The organism is Robertmurraya mesotrionivorans (assembly GCF_050971805.1).
In the GTDB taxonomy this organism is placed as follows: Bacteria; Bacillota; Bacilli; order Bacillales; family Cytobacillaceae; genus Robertmurraya_A.
This window is the reverse complement of sequence record NZ_JBPCCH010000011.1, coordinates 61,136-87,723: the sequence shown is the minus strand read 5'-3', so window position 1 is coordinate 87,723 and position 26,588 is coordinate 61,136. Positions and strand designations below refer to the sequence as shown.

Sequence of the window (26,588 nt, the reverse complement as noted above, 5' to 3'; positions counted from 1 at the left end):
AGATCAACTTGTGAGTGTTAAAAAGTACGATAGGAACAAAAAGTCTTAAAATCGAAAGAATGTTAGTTCCCCCCACTTTCAAACTACATAGAATAAAAAGACTATCCTTGAAAAGTTGTAAGATATTCCTTATATCTAAGGGTTCCTGATATTCAATATCGATCTAACTTCTTAGAGACAATATATTACGTAAACAGCCCAAGAAAATAGCAAAAAGAAAGGTACTGACATATGAAAATATTATTGGCATACGGATCATATTTACCATTAACAGGAGGAGTATGGACCTATGTTAAGCAACTTGCCAAAGGCTTAGAAGGTCAAGGTCATCATGTTGATATTTTAGCTCTCCATCCTGATGATACCTGTTACTATCTTCTAAAAAAAGGAACATTCTTCAATAAAAATCCTTTAGAAAGAACAATATATCTGAAACTAAAAGAATATTTTGAAAAAAATACATTCGAGATAGATGATTGGATTATTAGGAAAGAAAGTAAGCGTCATTGTCTAGAGATAGCTGCTTTTCACCTCGGTATAAGTTCATATGATCTTATTCACGCACAAGATGTTGTGACAGCTCATGCCTTATCCCATGTTAAAGCTATTAATACACCATTGGTTTGCACCATTCATTCATCACTGATTCAAGAAATCTTTCTAGCTGAAATGAAAAAAAATCCTCAAATTACGAATAGTCAACGATGGAAGTATATCTCACAATTAGAATCTCTTGGTCCAAATTCATCCGATCATTCCATTCTCCCCTCACACTGGTTGAAGGATCAGATGAAACATTTCTCAATACAATCAGAAATGACGGTTATTCCTTATGGCATCGATATTTTAGAGTTTCAAAGCCAGCAAACAACACTTACAGACATCAAAGTTCCAAAAGGAAAAAAAATAATCGCATGCTCAGCAAGGCTTATTTTTGAAAAGGGACAATATTCATTACTGCAGGCATTGGCAAAACTAAAGAAAATTCGCAACGACTGGATTTGTTTATTTATTGGGGACTCGTATAAATGGGATGACTTTGGGGATTTTCTTAAGACTGAAGTTAAAAGAAAAAACCTAGAAAATAATGTGATCTTTTTAGGAAAAAGAGACGATGTTCCTGCGTTATTAACGAAAGTAGATGTTTTTGTACTCCCTAGTTTGCTTGAAAATTTACCATTTGTAATTATTGAAGCACAGATAGCTGGGAAACCAATCGTTGCTTCAGATGCTGGTGGGATTCCTGAAATGATAGACCACGGAGAAACAGGTTTGCTTTACCCTCGAGATAACAGTGAAGAACTATGCAATCGCTTAGAAAAAATCCTTTCAGATGATAAATTACGAAATTATTTAGCTAAAAATGCAAAAACTTACGGCTTAACTGCTTGGCATCATATGAAAATGATCGATTCAACTCTTGAGGTTTATAACAAAGTAAGTACCTTCCATAACTCTCATAAATCCATAGAACAAATTCCACTAGCGAAAGATAACCTTGGAATATTAAAAAAATATTCACTAAACATGCCTAGAAATTACCAAATTCCTGATTCTGCTACTATAAATCCACTTATAGATAAATAGCTACACGTTGGAGTGATTATATGGAATCAAATAAATTTGAGTTTGAACAACGTTTTTTGAGTTTACAAGATGTATTACAGATGATGAAAGACGCTATCAATAATAAGAATCCTTTTTCGTTAGCACGATTTGGTCATGCTGAAATTTATTATTCATTATGGCCAACCTCAACTGCTTACCAAGAAGGACTAGATTATTGCGCACAATACAATGGTGCAACTGCTGAACCAGAAAAGATTAAAGAATTAGTGATTAGGGCTCTACTATCTACGCAAGTTGTTGGACTTCTTTCAAAAGAAGAACATGACTTCTTTCACAGAGAAACAATTAGACTTTTAACATCGATAGATTACGAACCAAAGTACGTCTGTTCCCCCTTTATCACACATCCTATGTCAAAGGATATGGATTTTTGGAACATATTACGTCCATTAAAAGTTATTTTAGTTGGGCGCAGGTCGCTTGAAGCAAAACCATTATTTGAAAAAATGGGTGTAAACATTGTAGGTACGAAACAACTAGAAGGAATCAATCAGATAAATACACTCCAAAACATACTAGTCAGTAAAAAAGCTGAATGGGATATAGCTATTCTAGCTGCTGGAGTGCCAGCAACGATCTTAACTGAACAGCTTGCCAAAGCTACAAATAATGTCGTTATTGATTTTGGTCATGCATTAGATGTCATAATTGACGGAGAAGCTTTTGATTTTGATAAACTAGTTGAGGAAAATCGGGATAACATGATTGAATAAAGACACTTTACCAACCATTGAAACTCTAATAAATTACAAAACATACAGAACATATTTTTTAGGTTGATTCAAACAATTTTGTGAAAGGGAGGTAAAAATGGGCCATTCTATTCAACTAACAAGTAGTGAACTTATGGATAAAATCATCGATGCCTTAAACAGGAAACAGCCACTATCAATTGTATCTGTAGGTTATACAGAATCATTTGTCATGGCACAATATGCGATTTTATCTGAAGAAGAAATCATGAATGATCCAGAAACAATTGTAGCCAATTCAAATTGCAACTTAGACAGAGGACATTTTCACCGAGGACTAATTTTTCCAAATATACAAGCACGTGATTTGGCTGTTGAAGCCGTTAAAAAGACTAACATTATTGGTTTAAACTTAAATATTCCTACAGCCGGAAACCTAACAAAAAGGGTTTTTGATTATTATAAGATTTCTCCTGACTATGTTTTTGAGGCATATATTAGACGTGTTATCATGTTCTCCCAACAGAGCAAATTCCACCAAATGCTTGCAGGAAAGAAAATCTTAATCATCTGTAATTACGCTGACCAGGTCAAAAGTTCACTTGAAAAAAATTTAATGAAAAAGTTAGGTTTTGATGTTGTAGGAGCCATAAAAATTAAACAGTTTACTGATATACCCGGAGTAAAAAACGAAATAGATTCCTATGATTTTGATCTTTGTCTGCTTGCAGCAGGTACGAATGCAATAATTCTAGGTTCATATATAGCTAATGAAAGAGGAAAGGTTGCATTTGACCTTGGTCAAGGAATGGAATCATTAATAACAGGTGAAATTGAAGGTGAATATTGGCTTGATGAAGAAATTGGACTTAAGAAGTTAATGGATATGTAAATCATAACCAAAACTCTAAATGATATTCAACTTTATTTTCAAGCAATATTCAAAGAAGATAAGGTATGTGCCTAAAGCAGTAGCTCAACTTCAACATATGATACATCGTATGATTATAAGAATAGAAAGGACTGTGTATGTTTGCAGGATTTTGAAGTTAATCAACCTACTGTTACTATTATCGGACTTGGTTTTGTCGGCCTCCCATTAGCAATAAAATTAGTAGAAAAAAACCTGAATGTAATTGGAATCGATGTAGATAAAAGAAAAATATCCCAATTATCAAATGGCGAGAGCTATATACCTGATATATCTAGTTCTCAGCTTCAGGATGCATTAAAAAGTAATAAATTTTATGTATCAAGCGATTATAGCAATATTACCACTTCAAATGCAGTCATTATCTGTGTTCCTACACCTCTTACTACCCATCAAACCCCTGATTTAAGTTATGTAACTGCCGCAGCTAACTCTATAACTCCTTATTTACAAGAAGATCAACTTGTCGTTTTAGAAAGTTCTACTTACCCTGGGACAACTCGCGAAGTAATATTACCTATACTTGAGAAAAACGGTAAAAAAATAGGTGAAAATATTTATTTAGGCTACTCGCCAGAACGTATTGATCCAGGTAACAAAACCTTGCCAATCGATGAGGTTCCTAAGATAGTAAGCGGTATTACAAGTGGTTGCTTAGAAAGAATGTTAAACCTTTATAAAATGATTTATAGAAATGTAGTACCTGTTTCATCTACAGAAACAGCAGAAATAACAAAACTATTAGAGAACACCTATCGATTTATCAATATCTCTTTTATCAATGAATTTGCAACAATCTGCGATAATCTCGGAGTAGATGTTTGGGAGGTAATTGATGCAGCAAGAACGAAGCCATATGGATTTACGGCCTTTTATCCTGGTCCTGGAATCGGTGGTCATTGTATTCCTGTTGATCCATTTTACCTTCAATGGAAAATCTCTAATTATGAAATGTCCAGTTTATTTATAACTGCTGCAAGTACGATTAACAAAACAATTCTGCAACATATAATAGCAAAAATAAAAGAGATCCTTCAAAAACCAATGAATGAATCTTCTATTTTACTTTATGGGATGACTTATAAAAAAGATATCAGTGATATTCGCGATTCACAATCAGTTGAACTTTTCAAGTGCCTTCTCGATATAAACCTAAGTGTTCTTTATCACGACCCTTATGTTCCTACAATAAAAATTGATAGTAAAATTTACAATAGCACACCTTTAACACAAGAAACACTTGGACAAGTGGATTGTGTCGTTATCCTAACAGACCACTCAACAATACCATTAGATACTATTCTTGAACACTCTTCCTTAGTATTTGACACAAGAAATATTGTCAAGGATCGAAAGGGAAATGCAACAATTATTAGACTTGGTGGTGGTCGTCCATGAGAATATTAGTTACTGGTGGAGCTGGTTTTATAGGTTCTCACCTTTGCGAAAGGTTAACAAATATGGGGCATCATCTTACAGTGATTGATAACTTATCAAATGGGAGAAAGTCATTCCTTGCAACCCTTCCACCTTCAAAGATTCAATTTATCGAAGGTTCCGTAATGGATCGCCCCCTATTAGAGAAGACACTGAAAGATTGTGATTTAGTCTTTCACCTTGCTGCAACTCTCGGTGTAAAAAACACTGTTGAAGATCCTTTAAAAATTATTCATGGAAATATCGATGGAACCCGTAATGTACTTGAACTAGCCTATGAAAATAATGTAAAAGTCGTATTTGCTTCTACTTCAGAAATATATGGAAAAAATCCAAATTTACCCTTTACCGAAGATTCTGACCGAATACTTGGTTCAGCACAAACAAGTAGATGGTGTTATGCTACTGCGAAATCACTAGACGAACATATGTGTTTTGCTTATGGAAAGAAAGGGTTGCCTATATCGATCGTAAGATACTTTAACGCATATGGCCCAAGACAAACCTCTTCTCAATATGGAGGCGTAATCCCTAAATTCATTGTAGCTGCACTTAAAAACCAACCCATTACTGTATTTGGTGACGGTAATCAAACACGATGCTTCACCTTTATTAGTGATATGATCGATGGTACTGTTGAATGTATGTACCCTAAAGCAAATAACGAAGCCTTTAATATCGGAACGACTGAACAAATTACGATAAATTCATTAGCCCATATGATTAAGGACTTAACAAATTCAAACTCCGATATTGTTCATATCCCGTACGAGAGTGCATATGGATTAGGATATGAAGATACACCGGATCGGTTACCCGATATAAGCAAAGCAGCTATTACACTTGGTTTCAATCCAAAAGTTTCTTTAGAAAATGGACTTAAACAAACGATTTCATATTATCAAACTGTATTGGGAATAAGTGATTCCGTATGAAAGTTCTTGTAACTGGTGGTTGTGGATTTATTGGGTCACATACCGTTGAGGAATTAATTGAAAAGAACTTTGAAGTCATTGTTATTGACAATTTAAGTACTGGAAATAAAACGTGGCTTTCAAAAAACATTAAACTATATGAAATTGACTTATTATCTACAAATTTAATAGATATTTTCCAATGTGAACAACCCGATTTTGTGATCCACCTTGCAGCGAATGTAGATGTAGCAACATCAATGGAGAATCCATTAATGGATGCTACCAACAATATACTAACTACTATTAAGCTATTACAATGTTGTAAACTATTGGGAGTTAAAAAATTCATTTATGCTTCGTCTTGTGCAGTCTATGGGGAAACTGGAGATTGTAGCATTCACGAAGATTTCCCAATAAAACCTTTATCATATTATGGCATTTCCAAGTACACTCCAGAGTTATATATAAAACAATTCTCAGAACATAATGACTTATCCTATACAATCTTACGATATGCAAATGTATATGGTCCTAGGCAAACTCCTAAGGGAGAAGGGGGCGTCATATCGATTTTTTACTCTAAACTTTTTCAACATCAAAGAGCTACTATTTATGGAAACGGAAATCAAACGAGAGACTTTATTTTTGTAAAAGATGTGGCAAAAGCGAATGTGATGGCACTCACACGTGCAAATAATGAAATAATTAACATCAGTTGTAATAGCAAAACAAGTATCAATACCCTATATAAATACATTACAGAAATCATACCCCTGGATATCGACCCTATATATACTCCTACACGATCGGGAGATATTCTTTATAGCCAACTAGATAATGAAAAAGCCATTTCATTGTTATCCTGGTCTCCCCTGACTAATTTAAAAGAAGGATTAGAAATAACTTCTAGTTACTATAAAAACTTGTTTAAAGATTAAGGTGTCAGGCATATCCCGCCTGACACCTAAAAGAAGGTGAAAGATTTGAGCCAAGTTACGGTGATGATTCCGTTTTTCAACCCCGGAAATTACTTAAAAGATGCAATAGAATCCATCTTTTCACAAACTTCCGATAAATGGAACCTACTTTTAATCAATGATGCATCTACTGATAACAGCGTATCAATCATTGAATCTTATTTAGCTAACGAGAAAATAAACCTTTTACATAATCAAAAAAATATCGGCCAATCCAAATCACTAAATATTGGTCTAAGCTTCGTAAATACACCTTATATTATTACGTTAGACGCAGATGATTGGTTTCCCCAAAATACTCTTGAAGTTTTAGTTGATGAGATGGAAAACAACTCAAGTAAAGTAGCTGTCTTGGGAGGTAATATTAACATTGTGACACAAAGGAGAAACCATGTTAAAACTAGAATTGTCAAAGGCAGAGGCTTTTCGAATCAATATGATTTTCTTTTATCCAACCAATCAGTTTGGCCTAGATTTTATCGAACTACTGCACTAAAAAGTGTTGGAGGATGGCCAGTAGATGATCCTTGGGACGGTCGTCATGCGGAAGATATTCGAATTCTCTCTCGTCTGCTAGAAAATAATTACCAAATTGGTTGGGTTAATGACACTTTATTGAATCATAGAAGGCATCAACACAACCAAACAAATAATTTATCTGTGTACGGTGAGGTATATGAATGGATTGTTCGAGATAACTTAAATCGCTGGGGAAATAAATTTGAACCTGAATTTATCGAGTATGAAAACGGATGGAAGCATCTTAAACAATTAATTCCTATAAAGTAAGGCTCCTTCCTTTGAAAGGAGCCTTACTTTATAATTTGTTCTATTTTATCTGAAAACTGCTTAATATCTAAAACTATATTATCAAATCTAGGAGCCGCTATTTTTTGTCTATCCCCAATAATATAATAATAATCAGCTTTGACAAAATTACTTATGAGCCAATATAGTGGATTTAAATATTCACCTGGAAATATTTCAATTACCTTAGTTCCGTGTTCACAAAACGCAAGGTTAGTTAGACCAGCACCGTGAGCACCAATAATAATTTTCGCTGACGAAAACAGTCGTATTTGATCCTGAACAGACAAATCATCTAGTAATATTTTTTTGAAATTATGTTTTTCTAAAACTTTCATTAAATCATCTTCATTTACGATAATTCTTCGTCCCATTCTACTTATATAGATTCTTTCATATTCCTCATTCTTTTTTTGATCTAAAACGTTTAAAAGTTTATTCCTTAAATATCCGCAAGACCAACTACTTGCGTAATCCGGTATCGAAGGTACAACTAATCTACTAGCTAGAATGTGAGTATCTTTCTTTACTTGGATAATTTTGTTCTTAGGTATATTTAATAGTTTCAGTGTTTCTATCTGAAATGGTAGAAGAGTATAATTTAAAATATATTTATCTATACTTATCCCTGATCTTTGAATTAATTGAATTCTAGGTAATACCTCAAACATCCAATGGAAATAGTTAAAACTATCAAGATGTGTTAAAACAGCACAGGTTTCATCTACCTTAATTGGGATAGGTAATCCATCTTCAAAAAAAATTGAATGTTCATTAGGTTCTGTAAACCACTCAAATGAAACATCCCATAATAATTTATTGTCAGGTGTTATAACAATTCCATTTTCTCCATAAACACGACCATTTGGCATTAACGACACAGAAGCCCCACCTGACCAAACTGGTCTAATAGTTGGATTGGGCTCAAATACCAACTCATCAAATAATTCAACTTCATATTCTAATTCTTTATAAAAAGTGTTCACTGTTCCGAATATTTCAGTATATGCCTGATACCATTCCTTAGTTGTCTTATAAAAACCGTTAGGTGCCGGAAATTTCCCGTTTAAATATACCATCTAACCCCTTTTGTCCCCTTTATTAATAAAATCTAAATATTACTACATTCTATGCATGTCCCCTCTATTTGTTTCATATTTGGTCATTAGATAGTGAATCACCCTGATTTGTTTCAGCTAATTGAAAATAGGAGCGAATTTCTTCCTTATTTTTTAAAACAATTACTTTTTTCCCCATTGACTCGTACTGTTTCAGTTTATCTTTCATCTTTTCCTTCCTCGCAAAATAGGTGGAAATAATAAATTTGATAAATTTCCAATCTAGTTTCTCTGTACAACCGATCGTCATATCAGGTCTCGTGTTACCGATGTTCGTAAAAAATCGCTTCACTACACGGTAAAGACAAGTACGTAAGGGAAGTTCTAAATAAATAACTGTATCGCAGCTTGATTCTCTGATATGAATTGTTTTTGAGTAATTCCCTTCAATGATCCACTTTTCTTTCTCCACAAGCGTTCTTTGAGCCTCAGAGAATTCTTCATTTGATGCCTCGATCCAACCTGGTTTCCAGAAGTAGGCATCTAGATGATACACGGGGATATGTAACATCTGTCCAAGCTTCCTAGTAAACGTCGATTTCCCAACACCAGCCGATACCCCAATCACCATAACTCGATTCATTCTTATCCTCGCCTCCTCACTTTGTCATATTTTTCTATTTTCTCACAACAAGCAATTTTCCACATCATGATTCCTGAATTTTCTATGAGTTTTCAAACGTTATAATACTATATTCCTATTATCAAGAAATAAAATGAATGGTACTATTGGATTAAGAATCAAATCCGAAAAAGGCAAACTTATAGAAATATAAGGGCGCAAAGCTATAGGAGCTAAGGTCCATAGACTATGCTCGCCAGTTACCGAAGATTGTTAACCATGATAAAAGACTCATTTGTTCATGTGTATCATTCACCTTCTCTGCCGGGTTTTGGTTCAATACTTGTTGAGGAGAGTTATTAAATGAAAAAATTAATTTTACCTTTTGTTGTTTCAGGTGTCTTTGCCTTCGGCTCAACTGTCTCCGCATCAGAATTGAATTCTTCGAGTCCAGGAGTAACACCTGACCAGCTTCTATACTCAGTAGATCAACTACTAGAAGACTTCCAGCTTTATCTTACTACCAATTCCAAAAAAGAAACGGAAATCCTTCTGGAACTAGCAAAGGAAAGACTGGCTGAAGCACAAGCTATGACAGAAGAGGATAAACATGAATTCATTGATATTCTTATGAAAAATTACGTAGAAAAATTAGCTTTAGCTGAAGAACAAATAGCAAAATTACTTTTCAATGATAAAATTAATGAGGAAACATTATCAGAGTTAGAAACGTCAACCGAAGAAGTCACTTTCATTAATGAGGATATACAAAAAGTTTTAACTGAAGAGGTATTAGAAGAAATTGAAAGTCAACAAGTTAGTATTAAACAATTGCCAGCAGCAGTCAGAAATATAGATGAAGAATCTGTTTCTGAGTTGAGAAATCAGGGTTTTGGATTTGGACAAATTGCTCATATGTATTTGTTATCTGAGGCTTCAGGTAAAACGATAGATGAAATCAGTAGTCTCTATACAAGTGATGATAAGGGGTTTGGAGAGATAGCAAAAGAACTTGGACTTCACTCGTCTGAAATCAAGAATAAAATTGCATACAAAAATCTCTCAACTGACGAAGAAGAAATATCGGTCCCTCTTGATACCGAATCAAATGAAGCTGAAGTTATTACGAGTACACTATCGGCTCAACCAAAAGCATCCGAAAAACAAGTAAAAACAACAAATGCAAGCGCACCAAAAGCGGAAGTAGCAAAAACATTAGCGGAACAAGCAGCAAAAAAGGCCGAGGAAGCCAAGAAACAAACGGAACAAGCACAACTAGCTGCTGAGCAAAAAAGGGCCCAGGAAGCTAAAGTAAAAGAAGAACAAAGAAAAGCTGACACAGCAAAGAAAAATACAGAAGGAAAAAATCAGCAGTCGCAAAAAGTAAACGAAAACAAAAATAACCAATAAACCTAAGGGGAAAGAACTACATTCGTTCTTTCCCCTTTCTCATACATCATGTATCGTCTCCTAAAAGTTTGTGATGTATTGATCATAGTATATTGCTTACGTGATGGGAAGTAAAATGCTCTTAATGGTTTATGTAGTTTGGCTTTTCCTGATTATGGAGAGATATATGTAGTATAAGATTCTCATTTATGGATGCGAAAAATACGTCACTTAATTTTACCTTCATTTTCGAGAGTTCCTCTTTTAGCCATGTCTCATCTTTATTTAAATGCTCAAGTGTCGTTGTATCAATTTTCCCCTCAATAATAACAGGTAAACTAATTTGATGGTCTACTTCAGTAAGGCCAAGATCCTTTTTGACAACTGGCGCCTCACCAGCATACTTAAATAATGAAATTCGGCCATTTGCTTCAATGATTCCGAGTTGAACAATGGATAGATCAAACACTTCCTTCTCCCTAAGCATCTGCAAAATATTATCGATGGAGTAATTGATTTTTTTTAAATTATTTACAATTAGCTCCCCATTTTTTATTACAATAGTAGGTTCAAAAGTAAGTGCCTTCCCTATTCTCCGATATTTAATCACTGTGGCTGTCACAATCCTTTGCAGTATCGCAAGTGCAATTACCGCTGCTGCAGTAGGGATTTGCTTTATAGTGGGGTCGGCAATATCCGCTCCGACAATAGCTCCAAGTGTAATGATTACTAAAAAATCAAACACAGGAAGTTCTCCGATTGATCTCTTCCCCATAAACAATGTGGCCATTAATAAAAGGGGCATAATAATAAAGATTCTACCATAAACCAATAAAATGTCCTTTAGTACCTCCACATTCATCTACCTCTCTAGAATAAAGCTCCCCTTTAGCGTAACCATTAAAGACCGCTACTATTTCAAACAAAAAGAAAAACCTGATTCCATTTACTTTGGAAACAGGTTTTATGTAAGATTTACGTTAATTCAATTTGTTTTGTCTCTCTGCCAAAGAATGCTAATACTACCACGCCCACTACGATACTAATGCAGAATATCGTAAAAATAAATCCGATAGAGTAGCCTGCAGCAACTAGTGATCCTACTAATAATGGACCAAGTATTCCACCCACACGACCGATCGAAGAGGCCATCCCAGAGCCTGTCCCACGAATCACAGCTGGATACTGTTCTGGAGTGTATGCATATAATGCTCCCCATGCACCGAGGTTAAAGAACGATAATAGAATCCCCGCTGTCATTAAGACGGCAGTCGTTTCAGCATTTCCGAACACTAGTGCCGAAGCTGCTGTACCTAATAAATAAGTAACTAATACAAATTTACGACCTAGTTTTTCAATTAGCCATGCAGCTGTAAAGTAACCTGGTAATTGGGCTAACGTCATAATTAGCACATATTCAAAGCTCTTGATCATGCTGAAGCCCTTCATTACCATCACACTTGGTAACCATAAAAACATACCGTAATAAGAGAATACAACCGTAAACCAAACAACCCATAATACGAAGGTAGAACGTGAATGATCTTTTGACCATACGTCTTGGATATTTTGAAGCACCGTTCTTTTTTCTACCTGCTTTTTTGAGAATGCTGGTGAATCCGGTAATTTTAGTCGTAAATAAAGAGCATAAAGTGCTGGAATTGCGCTAATAATCAAAGCAATTTTCCAACCGTAGGATGGTATAACAAAATACGAAATAAGTGCAGATAAAAGCCATCCAAATGCCCAAAAGCTTTCAAGCAGAACAACGACACGACCACGATCTTTAGCTGGTACACTTTCAGATACAAGTGTTGAGGCAACAGGCAATTCCCCTCCCAACCCCATTCCAACAAAGAATCGCAAAACGAGAAAAGCTGCTAAAGTGGTAGTAAAGGCTGAAGCTCCGCTCGCTAATGAGAATAATAGAAGTGTGATAATAAAAATATTCTTTCTTCCAATTCGATCAGCCCAAATACCAAATACGAGTGCACCAACAGCCATCCCTATTGAGTTCACACTTCCAATCCAACCCATTTGTTCAGGTGTTAATCCCCAATCAGCATTTAGAGCTGCAATAATGAAAGAAAGCATCCCGACATCCATCGCATCAAACATCCAACCAAGACCTGCAATGCCGAGTAATTTCTTTTGTGAAATTGTTTTATTTTCCAACTATGTAACCCTCCTTCTGTCTTGACATCTGTCATCACTAGATAACTATAGTCCTCGTTATAAAAAAAAACAAGTAAAAACACATTACTTGTTGCTTTATATTCTTTCTTATCATTAGCTTTGTTTCCTTTTTTCATTCGAGGGGGAACACTCCTCCCACTTCCTTAAGTTTCGATACATCGTGGTTCCCCCTTTTCATACTCCCTTATTTCCAATATTAAAACTTCGCTTATTATTTAAACGAAGTCGGATCTCCACAATAATTTAATGTTATTTTCATCTTTATGATACCTAATAAATTTTTTCAGTTCACTGAGTTCACGAAGAATAATACTTGTTAATTCCGAAATAACCTTTCGAAAATAAGGAGATGAATGTAACTTGCCAGAGAAAACATAGACACTCTCATAATAACTCTCGAATTTATTAATAACTTCAATTTCAAGTGAACAATGATAGTCGTTTAATTGTAAATATTCAAATCTGCGTATTAATAACCGGATATATTCATATGATGCACTTAGAATTTTATAGATTGTTTGTATAATTACCGTGTCACAAAAATCATTCTCATTCATTGCCTTCAACATATTTAATAAAGATGTTTGATACAAAAGTATAGAATCTAACATTTTAATACTTGATTCCGGGTTATATACATTTATAGAGGTATTGGTGTCGCCTAACATACCTATCACCTTACTTATTAAAATCTATTCCTCACAATCGAAATAATCATCCTTGACTAGATGATGTTTACAATGACATTCGTGCTTACCACATTGTAAACAACGTTTATTTTTACATTTACATTCATCGTGACAACAACAAGGTTTATGATGGTCATGATGTTTTTTGAAACATTTAAATCTACTAGCGAATTCAAGTACGTCTTGTAGTTTGTTTAATAATAACCATTCCTTCATAACGACTGTTTCCAATAATCTCCCCGCAGATTTATTAAACAAAATTATTTCTTCATTGGAAGGACAGGTAGGGAAATCCAAGCACTCCCCTACAAACGCCTGTATTTTTTCTGCCTCGGCATTCATAATGTGTGACAATGCAATTTCTTCTAATGCAATGGATTCAAGTAAATCAATGACAACTTCTTTTTTATTGGGACGGTGAGGTTCTTTTGGAATGGATGGCATACTCATAGATTAGGATCCTCCTTTAAGTCTATCTAATTTCTTTTTTAATTTATGTTTTTTTATCCCTCTATGTGACGTCTTTCCAAGCCCGTTTATCTTTTATTAACAGCTAATTTTCATTACAAGTATTTCTAGCACTCGACTCACAGAAGCCAGGGCATTTCCTTTTTCGCCTTTAATCCTATATAAAGACAATAATCCTTTACAATTGTAAGATCTAAATCATCCATGAGAATGTTGTCATATTGTCCTGCTTCATATTGGAATTTTGAAAATCTTTCATTTGTATGCCAACAGTGAATATGAGGATGTTTCAGTACGTCAGATCCTGAACTTGACGGATAGTCTAATTTTTCACCATCTATAATAACTTTTTCCACATAATGGTTTACTGCAATTTCTGAGCTGTACATAGAGGTTACGCCAGAATACCAACCTGGCCACTGTCCGGGGCCATCTATAAATTCATTATTCAAAATATGTTTGGCAACCCTTACAGTTTCCTTACATACTTCCCTTACTAATGGTCCATAACCATAATGCGTTGAACCGATGTTATGGACTCCCCTATGTTTGAGTCCTAGTTTGTTAGCAATTCTATGGAGCCTGTCCTTTGTGTCCTCATTATTAACGTAGCCACCCCTGCCACCGGTATAAAACATTGGATAATAGTTGTTCCATGCTGGTGTTAAAAAGGTATCGGCGTCAGTTCTCAGAACTAAATCATAGTGATCTAAAAAATTCGAACATTCATTAGCCAAACAGCTGATTGAATTAATATAGTGATAATTTTTCCATTCACTTTGATAACTTATTGGCTTATATAATACTTTTACACAATCATCTGGTACTTTTTTAAGTGCTTGGGAAGTCCCGAAAACAACCATATCAGTGTCATTTGTTTCAATATATTTAAAAGATGTGTATAAGCAGCCAAACTGAAGCATCAAGTGAGGTTTATCTTCAAGAAAAACAACTAAAGCCCTTTTCATAACTTCACCTATTCTCTTTATAAAATGAGGAATACATATATAGACTATTCTCTACTATTGTATGGCAACAATAAATTTATGTTCCTTTTGAATCGTAAGTTCAACTACCCAATCTTATTAAATAAAAAATGTAAATAATTTTAGATTTCTACGATACAAGCCCGATCCATATTACAAGGGAGGAATAAACTAAAAAGAAATAAAGGAAGGAGGGATATCCTATAGACTTTATAGGAAATAAATTTTTGAAGATCTTATAAATGTCCAAGCAAACCAAGGAAAATCTAAATACTCTACTATTGTAAAAAATAAAAAAAAGGAGATGTAAATTTAAATGTCTTTTCCAAACACACCTTCCAATGGGATCAACCCAATTGATGGTCTTGATTCTGAACAAGTGGTTCTCTTACTACTAGCTTCAATTGCATTTGAAGAACTTGGCTTAGCACACCTAATTAATGCAGAAGCCGAAAAGGTTCAAGGAGCATTAGGTACCCTAGTAGATGATGGAGGAACACAAGTTAACCCCAATATTGTTGCAGGAAGCCTTGCCGAGTTGTTACAAGTTAACCGTGAAGTAGAAGGAATGTTGAAAACCATTATTAAAAAAGAAATGTTACTTCAATTCAAATTTGAAAATATTCTTGATTTTATTTCAACATCAACTACTACTACCACTACTACTAGTACTACCACTACTACTAGTACTACTCAAACCGCTACAAGTACCACTGGACTAGATGCATTTGCAAATATATGGAATTAATCAATGAATCTTGTTTTTAAACCAAATTTACAAGAACACTCGCATTACTAAAAATAATAGAAATTGTAATAGAAAACTTATGTCTTATCAATTTGTTAAGGAAACATCCTTTCTTTTCTGGAAACTGATGAGCAATCATCAATAAGGAGGCATTGAGGTATTCCAATCTACATTGGCTATACCTCTTTTTAGTGGGACAAACGAATGAGTTACAAAAAATCAAACTTGAAGAGAAATAATAGAATTAATTCATGCCTTTATTAGTTATCACAAGAATCGTATTAACCGTATATATTATTATGTCTTATTTCACCAGGGAGGTATGAAATAAATGAAAATAGCTCTACTTACAATGTTTAATGGACTAAATAGCACCTACTCATTGGTTAATGTTGTGGCAGAACAACTTCGCATGATATTGGATGCAGGTATGAAAGTAAAAGTACTCGTAAGTGAGAGTTGCCCTCTAGAGGAGCGATTTGGTGTATTTTTGGATGAACGGATTGAATGGGTAAAAGTGATCAATCATCTAGATGGTCAACAAATACATTGGAGGGACTACTCTCAAACAAGCGGGGAAGTACATGAAACCTTTTTTAAAGAAACCGATGTCATTGCACAAGACTTGGTGGATAAATTACAAGATATTGATGTTTGTATCATGCATGATATACATTATCAAGGCTGGCATTTAGTTCACAACGTGGCCATTCGTAAAGCTCAGGAAACTTTGCCAAAAGTGAAATTTATTGCCTTTACCCATTCAGCTCCTGTGAATCGTCCAAATAATCCTAAATGGCCCTTTTCTGCCCGTTATACCCCCATGCCAAATACCCTGTATGTTTACCCGACACAATCTGGTATTTCAGCATTGGCTAAACAGTATAATGTACCTGAAGGAAGATGCAGGGTGGTAAATAATAGTTTAGATATTTTAAGTTTTGCTAGTAATGAAATTCAGATTCTATCAAAAGAAATTGATTTACTTAGTCCCGATGTGTTAATCGTATATCCCGGACGTTTAACACTAGCAAAAAAATTCGAAAAGGTAGCTATGTTAGGAGGGGCAATAAAAAAGCACTGGGAAAAAAGCGTTTCAGTGGTATTTTGTGATTTTCCAAGCAGTGATATTCCAAGTAATACCTATAAAGCGCTAATCCGGGCTCAAGGTGCCACTTATGGGCTGGCAAATCAAGATATTATTTTCACTTCTGATTTAAAGGAATTTAAGTCTGGTTTCCCAAGGAACGCTGTTTTAGAACTATTTAGTCTATCCAATCTTTTTATATGTCCATCGTTCTCTGAATCGTTTGGTTTAACCGTTATAGAAGCGGCTAGCAAAGGCAATTGCCTGGTTTTAAATGAAAGAGTTCCTGCATTAGAAGAATTAGGAAAAAACCTTAATGCTTATTTTATAAAGTGGGATGCGAGAAATTTTGGATTTGATACGAAGGAAACATATAATCCATCAGAGGAAAGTTATTTAAAAGAACATGCTAGGGTCATTGTAAATATGATGAGGGAAAATCCAGTGATAAAGGCAAAAACACTCGCACGACAGCGATACAGCCCTAAATGGGTGTGGGATAACCAATTAGAACCATTGATTAGCTATTTCTAACTAATGCAAAGGCACTTAAACTATTAGATGAACAATGAAATAAGAGACTATTAGAATCAGAGATAGTCTCTTAAATTTTTGTTCCAATTACCATAATAAAAGCACCTCCAAAAGTTAGTTTTGAACTAAATTCTAGGGTGCTTTCATATTATCAATTTATACTATTATCCAATAGGTATGCTATCGCTTCCAAATGATCTCCGTTAATACGTAAAACAGCCTTAGGATGCCCGGATGATGAAAAGTGTTGATCGGGCCTTATTTTATTCGGACTCATTACGTCGACAAAGTGTACATTTGAAATGGTATAACCTTGAAGAATGGCTTTTACGTGTGCTATATTCGGATTCATTAAAGTATACCAACCGATTCCATTTAGACATGATTTGCTTATTGCATGGGGAATAGCAACCACTGATCCAACACCCAGATCTTTACGTTTACATATAATATTTAACAAGTACTTATATTGGTTAACCACATACAACGGAAAATCCTCGAAATTTAATTTGTTCAGAGCGACATCTACTCCGTTTGATACTGCTAAGGCAAATTGCTGAAGGTCATAGAAAGGTATTGGAAAGTCCGCATCAATAAATAATAGAATATCTCCCTTAGCAATGTTTGCTCCGAACGCTCTCCCTACATCAATACCTAATGCTTCTTCAAATACAACAACTGTTGTTCCAAAAATTCTTGCAATTTCTTCTGTGTTATCAGTTGACCCATTTACTACAACAATAATTTCTAACGGTTCTGCATACCTTGCTTGAGTAAGGACAGCTGCAATTGTCGCTTCCTCATTTTGTGCAGGTATAATTATTGACAACTGTTTCCCATTATACAATGATGAGGTTCTGCCAGTGCCTTCATAAATTTTTGCATACTTTGATAAATTATTATTCTTTTTGATATCTACTACGAGGTCTCTTCTTCTTCCGCTATCATGGTAATTCCCTCTATTTCCATGTATTTGAAACCAATTACCCCATCCCTCTAAGAAAAGTTTTATATGTTCTTGTTCCCATTCGGTTAATGGAACTGAAAAATGTGACTGTTCCCGAGTATATTGTCTTTCTATAGAAGAAATGTTTACGTAAATGGGTCTTGCTATCTTAAATCCATGTTCTAAGATTTGCATGTGTGCTACAGCTAAGTTAAAAAAGCAGTCGATTCCTAATTGATTTTTGACCTGCTGATTATAGGCATGAGGAAACGAAAGCAGAGTATCAATATAAAGGGAATTGTGACCTAGACTATCATTATACACCTCCTTACATAATCTAATTGGATCTGGCCATTGTTTACTTCTAGTTTTTATAAAGTTGGGTATTAAATTATTTAACACCACGTCTGCTTGTTTATTAGCTAAAGGTTCTAAAAATTTATTTATTTCCTCTGAACTAATGGAAGATAAACGACTATCTAAAAATAGGATTATATCACCTTTAGCTTTATTTAAAGCTGATACATATCCATTATTATCTTGAATTCCGTCACCAATTACTATCTGACAGGATTTTGATTTTACAGCTGAGATAAATTCACTATTTTCTTCATTAGAGAACACTACGATTATTTCAAACGGTTTGATTGACCAGACTTTTTCTAAGAGTACTTCATCAAAAATATTAGAGCCAATTAATATTACAGATACTTTATTAACCAATTTTATCCTCCCTCCAACTATATTTTGTCCAGAATCTGAATTTTTCGTTAATTGTTGGGTTTCTTTCTGCGATGAATAAAATGAGAAATAGCTTCCAAATGATCCCCGATGATTCTTTGTTCAGCCGGTGTCTGTCCTTTTTGGGATGAATCCACAAAATTGATGATATCCCCTTTTGAAGAGAGTGCACCAATATAACGTGCTTGGCCTAAACCAATGTTTTCTTTAAATACAAAAAGAGTTACACCAAGCTTTTTAACTACTTCTTCAGTATTATCCGTTGATCCAGTCAATACAACAATAATTTCCAGGGGTTCTATTTTCCTTGCCTTATTAATAACTTGTTCTATTGTTTGTGCCGCATTTTGTGCTGCAATAATGACAGATAATTGTTTCCCTTGATATAAACTTGAAAAACATCCCCAGCCCATTTGTATTGGTTTATGATTTTCAAATTTTACTTTATTGGAAGTATACTTGGGGTCTGCGTATATTTTTTCTAAAACATACTGTCTACTACCTCCATGAATATAACTTCCTAGATGCTGTTCTGGACGTATTTTATTTGGCCTTAACACATCTACTTGTTGGACGCATGAGACCGTATAACCTCCTTCGATCGCTTTCACTTGTGCAAGACTTGGACATGCCAGCGATTCAAAACCAATATGTTCTAAACAAGATCTACTTAAAGCATGTGGTACTGCTAAAAGTGAACCGATACCAAGTAACTCTTTATCTAAAAGTATATTTAAGCCATACTTAAATGCACTAACATTGTGAAGAGGGAACTGAATTGGAAGTAAACTGTTTAAATCGTTAAGTGCCATATCTACTCCATTACATATAGATGTAGCGAAAGGAAGAAGTTCTTTAGTCCGGATAGGGAAATCAGCATCTATAAACAGAAGAATATCGCCTTTAGAAATATAAGCACCAATGGAACGCCCCACATTGTGACCAAGTCTCTCATGATACTCGACTACCGTAGCACCTAGATTTTTAGCAATTTCAGCTGTTTTATCTGTTGAACCATTAACTACAACGATAATTTCGTAAGGTTCCAGTTTTCTAGACTCTTGGATGACTTCTCCTATTGTTAACTCTTCGTCCTGAGCTGGAATAATTATTGATAATTTCTTCCCCTTATAAAATGAAGATTGGGTGCCCCATCCGCTACTACAATTAAGTGGACCCTTCTTAGCTTTCAAATCTTCTAAAATATCTAATCGTTTGCCACCATCGCTAAGAGCACCCCTTTTACCTTTTACTTCTAACCATTGACCAACAGCGTCCAATATCCAGTTATGATATGTTGATTCTTCTTCATGACTAAATGGTCGAACTTTAAAGAGTCCTTCCCTTTGAGTAACAAAGCTCTTAGAGATCTTAGTTCCTTTTTGAATTAACTCCAAATAGGAAACTATAGGATTTTTCATATTCAATGATGTAACTGATCTTTTTTTTAAAGCACAGGGAAAGGATAGGATATTGTTGATACCAAGATCTGTATGTCCAATAATTTCATTTATATTCTGACACCAAACCATTAAAGGGCTTAAGACCTCTCCCTTCATTATTAGTGGATTTAAATCTCTTAACACGAGATCAGAATTACCCGTAGCAATAGGTTGTATAAATGTTAATAACTCACTCATTTTATATAGGATATTTCCATCTATAAATAGTAAAATCTCTCCCCTTGCTTTCGTAAATGCTTTATCGTATGGTGAATTTACTTTGTTCCATTCAACAAAGATTATTTTTTTATTAGAAGTTAGCTCTATACTGTCGACATTCTTATTTTCTGGTTTTACCACTATTACTTCTATTGGATTTAGTAACAATGCATTTTGAATTACATCCTTCAATAAGTCTTCCTTGTTCCAGTACGGAATAACTACTGTTAGACTATTGTTCACAAAAATCCCCTCCTTCTTCCTCCATCAGTAAATCCACCACGCTCATTGGTTATATTCAATAGAAACGTAAGAGCTTCTAATTGGTCACCTAAAATTTCTTCATTTCGAATTTTATTATTGATTAATGGTGCCCAACGGGGTTGATTAATGACATCTACTTTAATGTCTGCCAGCATTGCTTTTAAAAATACCAAAGTAGAGTTACAATGGTATTCCTCTTCTATAACTTTGGAAATCTTCAGAGTATTTATTGCAAAAGGAAACGTAGACAACCCATTGTTTAATAGTTCTGGCTTTGATATGCACATATTTATAAAGTATTGACCTATACTTACAGAATCAGGTGCTTTATCTGTTTCTAATAATTGTTTACGTTCAAAAAGTGATATTCCTGCTCCGCTTTCAATCGATTGAAGTAAAGATTTAATTTCTTTAGACGTAATACAATTATTTTCTTCCAGGAAAACACATATATTAGCATTTGCATGCCTATTACCTATCGTAAGTGCTATTGAAAAAAAACTATTATTTTCACATTCTATGATTTGAATGGAATTAAAATTTGTAATGGCCCCCATCTTACTATTGATATCATTTTTATTTCCAATAACTATTACCTCTTCTACTCCAGCAGTTTTCACTTCTTTAAGTGTTGCTTCTAACTTATTTCCATGTTCCGATAACATAATAACGGCACTATATTTTATATCTTTCTTAGATTTTGGTGAGATTAACTTGTACAATTTTTGACGGTTTTTTGTACTACTTTTAAAAGCACCACGAGGACCATAGGTATCCACTATATATCTGATTGCTCTTAAATGATCACCAATTATCCGACTTGTAGTTTTGGCAAATCCTGATTTTTCATCTAACTGTACATGGATAGGTCTTATTCTATTTGTGGTAATTACATCAACAGTGGTCGGTGCGCAAATACGTAACCCTTTCGCGACTGCAATGGCTTGGGCTAAAATTGGATCTGCGAGGTTCTTCGATCCAATGATATTTATAGCATTCTTACTTAATGCATGTGGGACCGCTAATAATGAATTCAAAGAAAGCTCGCTTTGATGCAAGTATTCATTTACAGCAATTTTACTAACAGTCGTAAAATGTGGACGTGACTTTGAATTAACTAGAAAAGATAGATCATTTAGGGCAACGTCAAACCCCTCTCTTATTGCGTTAATAAAATGCTGTAACTCTTTGTATTGAACCTTTATATCTCCGTCTACAAATAAGATACAATCACCAGTGCAATGTTTCGCCCCTATTGCTCTTCCAATATCATTACCTAAAGCCTCTTCGTAATAAATTATTTTACATCCATAGTTCTTAGCAATCTCTCCCGTTTTATCATTTGATCCATTTAGAACAAGAATAATTTCCTTTGGCTGAATCTTTCTTAGTTCCCCCAATACTTGGCTTATTGTGTGTTCTTCATTTTGAACTGGAACAACAACTGACACCTCCAAATAATGGCACCTCCTATTATTAGAATTTTGTTATTTTCAAATTATAAAAGAGTAATACCTCTCTATAAGATATGCGGTTTATTGCCCTTTGATTAGAGTAGTGCCTATCTAAGCTACATAATTAGCCAGTTAGACTAGAAACATAAATTAACAAACCTACAGTCCAAACCTTCATCACATGACCAGAATTATTTATATTAAGAAAGTAGGTTGTTTTTCTATACACACATTTTCTATACGCATAATCTATACTACGTGCCTTATCGAGATTTCTCTTGGAGACATAGATTTAATCATCTAGAAAGGAAGGTTCATAAAAGAATGGCAGAAGACAAGAAAAGTGTGGTAGTTATCGGTTTGGGGTATGTGGGACTCCCTCTTGCAACCCATTTCGCCAAATGCGGATTTTCAGTGATTGGTTTGGACAAAGACCCTAATAAAATTGAGAGTTTAAAAGAAAACAAAAGCTACATCCCTGATGTATCAGACCAGGAACTAGTAGAACTATATAACAATGGCTTATTCAGGGCCTTTTTCCCTGAAGATGGCAATGAATTATTAAGAAGGACTCCCTTCGTGATTGTCACTGTCCCCACTCCACTAGGAGACAATAACGAACCAGATTTAGGTTTCATTATTTCCTCTTCAAATTTTATTAGAGACAACTTACAGCAAGGACAAACGATAATTTATGAAAGTTCTACCTATCCAGGTACTTTAGAAGAAGTTATATTGCCTATATTAGAACAAACTGGAAAAAAGGTAGGCAAAGATTTTTATTTAGGTTATTCCCCAGAAAGAATTGATCCTAGTAATACGAATTTTACATTGGCCTCTATTCCTAAAGTTGTAAGTGGACAAACCGATGAATGCCTCAAGCAGGTCCTATGGTTATACGAGCAGACATTTGATAAACCTGTGCCTGTTAGCTCTCCTAAAGTGGCTGAGATGTGCAAATTATTTGAGAACATTCAACGTCTTGTAAATATTTCACTTGTCAATGAAGTATTTTTGTTATGTAGGAAACTTAATATTGACTTTTATCAATCTCTACAAGCAGCTGCAACCAAACCATTTGGCTTTACTCCATATTGGCCAGGCCCTGGTATTGGTGGACATTGTATCCCAGTAGACCCTATCTACTTTCAATGGAAGTTAAATCAGTATGGAATGAGGAGTCGAATGATTGAGGTTGCTGAAGAAATTAACAATCAAATGCCTCATGAAGTAGTGAATCAAATAAAAGAGTCCCTTCCTAATAAGATAGGAAAAGTTCTTCTTATTGGAATGGCTTATAAGAAGGACGTAAATGATTTACGAGAGTCACCTTCCCTTGACATCTTTGAGCTATTAGTTGAGGAGGGAATGGAAGTCAGTTACTATGATCCTTATTTCCCAAAAATAACAATAAAAAACCAAGAATTTGTTTCTATTGAGTTATCAACCTATGATATTCAAAAGGCTGATACAGTTGTAATATTGACAGATCACAGCACAATTAATTGGAAACAAATTAAAAATGAGGCTAAACGGATTGTTGATACAAGAGGAGTATTAAGGTTTGAAAATGAAGGGGAATCTCAATGACTCAAAAATCATTTAAATGTCTAATAACAGGAGGAGCAGGCTTTATTGGATCTCATTTAGCCGAAGAACTTGTTAATAGGGGACATCGTGTTACTATCATAGATAATTTATATAACGGGAAACAAACTTATCACAATGAACTATTCCGGAAAATTCCATTTCTTAAAATTAGTGTCCTTGATTATGAGATGATTGATTTATTGGTCGCTAATCATGATGTAATATTTCACCTAGGTGCTATTTTAGGTGTTAAGAGTACAATGGATAGAAGTGTGGAGCTTATGGAGACCAACATAGATGGGACAAGAAATGTTCTTAGAGCTGCTTTAAAATATGACAAAAAAGTTGTCTTTGCCTCAACATCTGAAGTATACGGTAAGGCAACTCCCCCTTTTGCAGAGGATGGAGATCGACTGTACGGTGCAACAAATAAACTTAGATGGTGCTATGCTGTTAGTAAAACTTTAGAAGAAACTCTTTGTCTCGGTTATGGTCTCAAAGGACTTAAGGTTTCCGTTGTTCGCTATTTTAATATTTACGGACCACGCGCAAAGGAAGGTCCCTACGCGGGGGTTATTCCCAGATTTATCAGTGCGGCATTAAAAGGAGATCCTATCCAAGTATATGGAGATGGTACTCAAACTAGATGTTTTACCTATATAAGTGATGCTGTAGAAGCTACGATTAGAGCTATAGACGATGAGTGTAATAATGAAATCATTAATATTGGCTCCCAATCAGAGATGAATATCCTTAATTTAGCAAAACTAGTCCGTACATTATCCCACTCAAATTCCCCTATTTTATATGTACCATTTGAAGAAGTTTATCCCTTAGGTTTCGAAGAAATTCCAAATAGGTTTCCAGATGTATCTAAAATGGCAAGTTTATTATCTTTTAAACCAAAAGTTTCATTTATAGAAGGATTATCAGAAACTATCGAATGGTTTAAAGAAAATATCTAGTTCAATTAATTCTATAAGGAAGGTGGTGAGGAAAAGATTGCTTAAAGAGTACCCTCGTAAGAATATAAACTATGAACATCTAGATAGCCTATTGCTTCCGTACAATGAATCTTTCATTTTAGTGCTGAACTGGGAGGGAATCACTTTTGAATTTCTAATCAAATTAAAACAACACTCAGAACACTTAATTGTGTTAGGTTCAGGGGCAATGAATTTTAACGAAAATCGAATTCCCCCACCTTATTTCCAAAGACATTCATGGATTCAGGATTTTAAAGATTCTACTATTTATTATAATGATCCAACTTTGTATGCTGATTCAGAATTACTTGTAGGATGGGGACAAGGTATTAATAAAAGATTTTTTATTAAAGATATTGCTACCATTTTAGAAAAACTAATAAAAAAAGTAAGTATCCCTTTTGAAAAAGTTATTTTCTATGGTTCCTCTGCAGGAGGCTTTATGTCCCTAATTCTCTCAGGTTATCTAAAGGGTTCGATAACACTAGTAAATAGTCCTCAAACCTACTTATTAAAATGGCTGCCCGTTCCAGTTAAACAAGTTTTTAGATACTCATATCCAAATATGTCAGAAACGGATATTGTTAATAACTATTTTGATCGAATTGACGTAGTACACTTTTATAAACAAATTAAGTATGTGCCCAAAATTTACTATCTGCAGAACGCTTATTGTGAAATAGATATAAAAGACTATGTAATACCTTTTATTATCGGCATTCAAGGAATGGGAGCTGGATGTAAAGTAAATAAAGTAATTCTTGATTTTTATTATGATGTAAGACCAGGGCCATCGTTAATACCTGCATTAGGTGGACATGGTGCATTAGGAAAAGCAGATACCCTTAAATATATTGATAAAGTAAAGAAAGAATTTTAGGATAACATACCCTTAACCAATACAATCTCCATCTAATTATTTGGGAGATTGTTTTTATTTTTTCTTTACCCTATTTACATTAACGTTACGTAAAGGTTTATAGTGAGCATATCAGGAGGTGAAACAATTGGAGTACACGGTTCAAAAACTCGGCCAATTGGCAGGAGTTAGTACGAGAACATTAAGGTATTACGACCAAATCGGTCTTCTGCAACCAAGCAGGGTGAATTCGAATGGCTATCGAATTTATGGGCAATCAGAGGTGAATCGTCTTCAGCAAATTCTTTTTTATAAAGAGCTTGGAGTTAGCTTGGATACGATTAAAGAAATACTCTCTTCCCCTACGTTTGACGCAGAAGTAGCACTAAGAGAACATCGTTTAAAGCTAATAGAAAAACGGCAACAAATAGAAACATTAATTTGTAATGTGGAAAAGACCATTGCAGAATCTGAAGGGAGAATTACCATGTCAAATAAAGAGAAATTTGAAGGTTTTAAACAAAACTTACTTGTTGAAAATGAAAAGACATACGGAAAAGAAATTCGTGAAAAGTATGGAAATGAAACCGTAGAACAATCCAATGCCAAGCTCATGAACCTGTCTGAGGAGGACTACCAAAAGGTGACGGCTATAGAACAACAAGTAAAAGACGTTTTGGCCCAAGCATTTACAAGTGGTGATCCTGCAGGTCCGCTTGCACAACAAGCAGCCGAGCTTCATAAACAATGGCTTTGTTATTTTTGGCCAACCTACAGCAAAGAAGCACATGCTGGACTTGCCCAAATGTACGTCGATGATGAGAGATTCACTGCCTACTATGATAAAGATCAACCTGGAACAGCTGAGTTTTTACGTGATGCGATAGCCATTTATACGAAATAATAGGAGGAGCGATTTG

The 26,588-nt window shown here is 34.6% G+C and carries 23 protein-coding genes and 1 riboswitch; of the genes, 14 read left to right on the top strand and 9 right to left on the bottom strand.

Annotation, left to right across the window (positions count from 1 at the left end; genetic code table 11):
• Nucleotides 1-231 precede the first annotated feature (231 nt).
• From ACRX5O_RS16970 to ACRX5O_RS16940, 7 genes are all read left to right on the top strand, one after another.
• Nucleotides 232-1,587 (top strand): glycosyltransferase family 4 protein, encoded by a 1,356-nt coding sequence (locus ACRX5O_RS16970; RefSeq protein ID WP_433907015.1) that lies wholly within the window; start codon nucleotides 232-234, stop codon nucleotides 1,585-1,587.
• A gap of 20 nt (nucleotides 1,588-1,607) precedes the next feature.
• Nucleotides 1,608-2,342: a GT-D fold domain-containing protein gene (locus ACRX5O_RS16965; protein WP_433907014.1), complete on the top strand. Its 735-nt coding sequence runs from the start codon at nucleotides 1,608-1,610 to the stop codon at nucleotides 2,340-2,342.
• A 97-nt stretch (nucleotides 2,343-2,439) separates the two neighbouring features.
• Nucleotides 2,440-3,213: a GT-D fold domain-containing glycosyltransferase gene (locus ACRX5O_RS16960; protein ID WP_433907013.1), complete on the top strand. Its 774-nt coding sequence runs from the start codon at nucleotides 2,440-2,442 to the stop codon at nucleotides 3,211-3,213.
• A 141-nt stretch (nucleotides 3,214-3,354) separates the two neighbouring features.
• Nucleotides 3,355-4,650, top strand: a complete 1,296-nt coding sequence (locus ACRX5O_RS16955) for a nucleotide sugar dehydrogenase (protein ID WP_433907012.1) — start codon at nucleotides 3,355-3,357, stop codon at nucleotides 4,648-4,650.
• The gene (locus tag ACRX5O_RS16950; protein ID WP_433907011.1) at nucleotides 4,647-5,624 is read left to right on the top strand and encodes an NAD-dependent epimerase/dehydratase family protein; all 978 of its coding nucleotides are present in this window, start codon (nucleotides 4,647-4,649) and stop codon (nucleotides 5,622-5,624) included. The genes ACRX5O_RS16955 and ACRX5O_RS16950 overlap by 4 nt, the downstream gene beginning before the upstream one ends.
• Nucleotides 5,621-6,544, top strand: coding sequence for an NAD-dependent epimerase/dehydratase family protein (locus ACRX5O_RS16945; RefSeq protein ID WP_433907010.1), 924 nt, complete (start codon nucleotides 5,621-5,623; stop codon nucleotides 6,542-6,544). The genes ACRX5O_RS16950 and ACRX5O_RS16945 overlap by 4 nt, the downstream gene beginning before the upstream one ends.
• Nucleotides 6,545-6,589: 45 nt before the next feature.
• On the top strand, nucleotides 6,590-7,372 hold the full coding sequence (locus ACRX5O_RS16940) for a glycosyltransferase family 2 protein (RefSeq protein WP_433907009.1): 783 nt from the start codon (nucleotides 6,590-6,592) through the stop codon (nucleotides 7,370-7,372).
• Nucleotides 7,373-7,395: 23 nt separating this feature from the next.
• On the opposite strand, the gene ACRX5O_RS16935 is transcribed toward ACRX5O_RS16940, so the two are convergent.
• Both ACRX5O_RS16935 and ACRX5O_RS16930 read right to left on the bottom strand, forming a co-directional pair.
• Complete coding sequence (locus ACRX5O_RS16935) at nucleotides 7,396-8,469, bottom strand: glycosyltransferase family 61 protein (protein ID WP_433907008.1); 1,074 nt, start codon at nucleotides 8,467-8,469, stop codon at nucleotides 7,396-7,398.
• 73 nt (nucleotides 8,470-8,542) lie between these two features.
• The gene (locus ACRX5O_RS16930; protein WP_433907007.1) at nucleotides 8,543-9,091 is read right to left on the bottom strand and encodes a P-loop NTPase family protein; all 549 of its coding nucleotides are present in this window, start codon (nucleotides 9,089-9,091) and stop codon (nucleotides 8,543-8,545) included.
• Nucleotides 9,092-9,253: 162 nt separating this feature from the next.
• Nucleotides 9,254-9,338, top strand: a riboswitch (cyclic di-GMP riboswitch).
• A gap of 95 nt (nucleotides 9,339-9,433) precedes the next feature.
• Here ACRX5O_RS16930 and ACRX5O_RS16925 point away from each other — a divergent pair.
• Complete coding sequence (locus ACRX5O_RS16925; RefSeq protein WP_433907006.1) at nucleotides 9,434-10,480, top strand: DUF5667 domain-containing protein; 1,047 nt, start codon at nucleotides 9,434-9,436, stop codon at nucleotides 10,478-10,480.
• Between the two features lie 121 nt (nucleotides 10,481-10,601).
• Here the strand turns inward: ACRX5O_RS16925 and ACRX5O_RS16920 are convergent, their stop codons facing one another.
• From ACRX5O_RS16920 to ACRX5O_RS16905, 4 genes are all read right to left on the bottom strand, one after another.
• A complete protein-coding gene (locus tag ACRX5O_RS16920; protein ID WP_433907005.1) occupies nucleotides 10,602-11,315 on the bottom strand; it encodes a DUF421 domain-containing protein in 714 nt (237 codons plus the stop codon).
• Between the two features lie 119 nt (nucleotides 11,316-11,434).
• Nucleotides 11,435-12,577: an MFS transporter gene (locus tag ACRX5O_RS16915; protein WP_433907063.1), complete on the bottom strand. Its 1,143-nt coding sequence runs from the start codon at nucleotides 12,575-12,577 to the stop codon at nucleotides 11,435-11,437.
• Between the two features lie 770 nt (nucleotides 12,578-13,347).
• Nucleotides 13,348-13,794, bottom strand: coding sequence for an alpha-helical endospore appendage domain-containing protein (locus ACRX5O_RS16910; RefSeq protein WP_433907004.1), 447 nt, complete (start codon nucleotides 13,792-13,794; stop codon nucleotides 13,348-13,350).
• 137 nt (nucleotides 13,795-13,931) lie between these two features.
• Entirely contained in the window at nucleotides 13,932-14,780 is an 849-nt protein-coding gene (locus ACRX5O_RS16905) for a DUF7164 domain-containing protein (RefSeq protein WP_433907003.1), read from the bottom strand.
• Nucleotides 14,781-15,114: 334 nt separating this feature from the next.
• On the opposite strand from ACRX5O_RS16905, the gene ACRX5O_RS16900 reads away from it, so the two are divergent.
• Nucleotides 15,115-15,546 carry an alpha-helical endospore appendage domain-containing protein gene (locus tag ACRX5O_RS16900; RefSeq protein WP_240390720.1) on the top strand — a complete coding sequence of 144 codons (432 nt, stop codon included), beginning with the start codon at nucleotides 15,115-15,117 and terminating at the stop codon, nucleotides 15,544-15,546.
• Between the two features lie 331 nt (nucleotides 15,547-15,877).
• Nucleotides 15,878-17,167, top strand: coding sequence for a glycosyltransferase (locus ACRX5O_RS16895; RefSeq protein ID WP_433907002.1), 1,290 nt, complete (start codon nucleotides 15,878-15,880; stop codon nucleotides 17,165-17,167).
• Nucleotides 17,168-17,318: 151 nt separating this feature from the next.
• Here ACRX5O_RS16895 and ACRX5O_RS16890 read toward each other — a convergent pair whose 3' ends face one another.
• The 3 genes from ACRX5O_RS16890 to ACRX5O_RS16880 are packed head-to-tail and all read right to left on the bottom strand — an operon-like array spanning nucleotide 17,319 to nucleotide 22,230.
• Nucleotides 17,319-18,836: a glycosyltransferase gene (locus ACRX5O_RS16890; RefSeq protein ID WP_433907001.1), complete on the bottom strand. Its 1,518-nt coding sequence runs from the start codon at nucleotides 18,834-18,836 to the stop codon at nucleotides 17,319-17,321.
• Between the two features lie 47 nt (nucleotides 18,837-18,883).
• Entirely contained in the window at nucleotides 18,884-20,758 is a 1,875-nt protein-coding gene (locus ACRX5O_RS16885) for a glycosyltransferase family 2 protein (RefSeq protein WP_433907000.1), read from the bottom strand.
• Complete coding sequence (locus tag ACRX5O_RS16880; protein ID WP_433907062.1) at nucleotides 20,755-22,230, bottom strand: glycosyltransferase family 2 protein; 1,476 nt, start codon at nucleotides 22,228-22,230, stop codon at nucleotides 20,755-20,757. Before ACRX5O_RS16880 ends, ACRX5O_RS16885 begins: the two co-directional genes overlap by 4 nt.
• A gap of 327 nt (nucleotides 22,231-22,557) precedes the next feature.
• On the opposite strand from ACRX5O_RS16880, the gene ACRX5O_RS16875 reads away from it, so the two are divergent.
• The 4 genes from ACRX5O_RS16875 (at nucleotide 22,558) to ACRX5O_RS16860 (ending at nucleotide 26,572) form a co-directional block, all read left to right on the top strand.
• Nucleotides 22,558-23,823, top strand: a complete 1,266-nt coding sequence (locus tag ACRX5O_RS16875; protein WP_433906999.1) for a nucleotide sugar dehydrogenase — start codon at nucleotides 22,558-22,560, stop codon at nucleotides 23,821-23,823.
• Entirely contained in the window at nucleotides 23,820-24,788 is a 969-nt protein-coding gene (locus tag ACRX5O_RS16870; protein ID WP_433906998.1) for an NAD-dependent epimerase/dehydratase family protein, read from the top strand. Before ACRX5O_RS16875 ends, ACRX5O_RS16870 begins: the two co-directional genes overlap by 4 nt.
• Before the next feature lie 37 nt (nucleotides 24,789-24,825).
• Nucleotides 24,826-25,689, top strand: coding sequence for a glycosyl transferase family 2 (locus tag ACRX5O_RS16865; RefSeq protein WP_433906997.1), 864 nt, complete (start codon nucleotides 24,826-24,828; stop codon nucleotides 25,687-25,689).
• Nucleotides 25,690-25,816: 127 nt separating this feature from the next.
• Complete coding sequence (locus tag ACRX5O_RS16860) at nucleotides 25,817-26,572, top strand: MerR family transcriptional regulator (protein WP_433906996.1); 756 nt, start codon at nucleotides 25,817-25,819, stop codon at nucleotides 26,570-26,572.
• The last annotated feature ends 16 nt before the right edge of the window (nucleotides 26,573-26,588 follow it).